A 1,740-nucleotide genomic window follows, 5' to 3' on the forward strand; every position below is an offset into this window, starting at 1 on the left:
CCCTAAAAGTAAATATTTGAACTACCTACCCTTTAAAATACTGGTAAACAACGTTTTATGCGTAAATGAAATATCGCAACACCGCGCTAGCGTGTTGGCCTCTTGCTATTCCTTTTTTCCGCTGCACTTTAAAAATGAATACACTTTTCCCAAAAGGTAAAAGCCCTTTCTCTTGGAAGCATGAAGACCAAAAACTTTAAGAGTTGCTAGATTGGAATTATGAGGATAGCTGGCCAAATTTTGAAAATCCTTAAATATCCATTAACGAGATATTTTAGGATTTGCTTTTTAGTACTTGGCCAAATGATGTTTCGCTTGTCGGACTGGAAATAACTCACAGAGTTATTCTATTTCGACAATGCCACCTGCACCTTAACAACTATCTCCTATCCGATTTTTGCTTTACCCTTATCTTTCCGAACGCTTAAAATCCGAACACCCCGATAGGTAGGTCTCGGGACCATGAAAGATTAATTATGTTGAGATTTTGAATCTTTATTGCTTTGCCTTTCTTTAGCCTTGTAGTGGTTTATCAGGTTTTGCATATCCTCCCCTACCTTCTTCTGCAATACCCTGGCATAAATTTGGGTGGTAGATAACTTGGTATGTCCTAAAAGCTTGGAAACAGTCTCTATTGGCACGCCATTGGATAAGGTAACAGTGGTTGCAAAGGTATGTCGGGCAACATGAAAAGTAATATTCTTATGAATACCACATGCTTTAGCAATTTCCTTTAAAGTCTTGTTCGTCTTCTGATTACTGTACACTGGAAGAGGTTTACCGGTCAGCTCCATTTCTTCTTTGTACTTGTTCAGAATTTCCTTTGACCTAGGTAGCAATGGAATTTTAACCGATTCGTTTGTTTTAGCCCTTTTGGTATGTATCATTTGGTTTCCATCGATACCCATAAGAATCTGGTTGGGGTGTAGTTCCTTTATATCGATATAGGAAAGACCGGTATAGCAACTAAAGAGGAAAACATCTTTGACCCTGTTCAGACCTATTGTCATGAAGGAAGTTCCCTCGATCAGGTCCAGCTCCCGCTCCGTTAAATAATCCCTTTCGTTCCTTATATAACGGAGTTTGAAATTTCTGAACGGGTCTTTCTCCAACCATTCCATTTTAAGCGCAAGGTTGGTAATCTTCATCAGCCTTTCGAGATGCTTCATCGCACCATTATTTGAACAGGTCTTTCGTGCTTTTCTTGGCCTATAGGTTCTAATATAGTTTTCAAAATCGGAGATGAACTTATAATTCAATTGAATCAAATAAATATCATCGGTCTTTAAACGCTCTTGTAGAAATTGCTTTAAATATCTTTCTGTAGAAAAATAATTCTTGAGTGTCCCCCACTTGAGCGATTTGTTGATATTGCTGTTGTGATATTCGACAGCCTTCATCAAGGTCATGCGTTCCTCGTCCTCCCCGAAGTACCTAGACTTGATCGCCTTGGCCGTGATCAGCTTTCTTTCCGAGTGTAATTGCTTGTGGGCATTGAGGACTTCGGCGTATACGTCATCTAGATAGGTGTTTAGTAAAATCAGGTTATGGTCGGTTTCTTTGGCCCGACACCTGAAAATATCCCAATTGCACACCGCAATGTCACGTTTTATACTGAATTCGGCGCGTTTTTTGTTGACCGTAATCCGGAGGTAGATATCCAGTTTTTCGGGGTCGTTCCTTTTCTTGCGAGTGAAAAATATCACTCCTAATGTGCTGTCCGTACGCATGTTGTAAGTC

The 1,740-nt window shown here is 39.8% G+C and carries 1 protein-coding gene; it reads right to left on the reverse strand.

The features are described 5' to 3' along the window. Positions 1–470: 470 nt before the first annotated feature. Positions 471–1,740 (reverse strand): site-specific integrase (locus WBM49_RS12815; protein ID WP_424372445.1); only part of this gene is annotated, 1,270 nt, incomplete at its 5' end.

Origin of the sequence: Muriicola sp. (genome assembly GCF_049669965.1) — a bacterium.
Taxonomy (GTDB): Bacteria; Bacteroidota; Bacteroidia; order Flavobacteriales; family Flavobacteriaceae; genus Muriicola.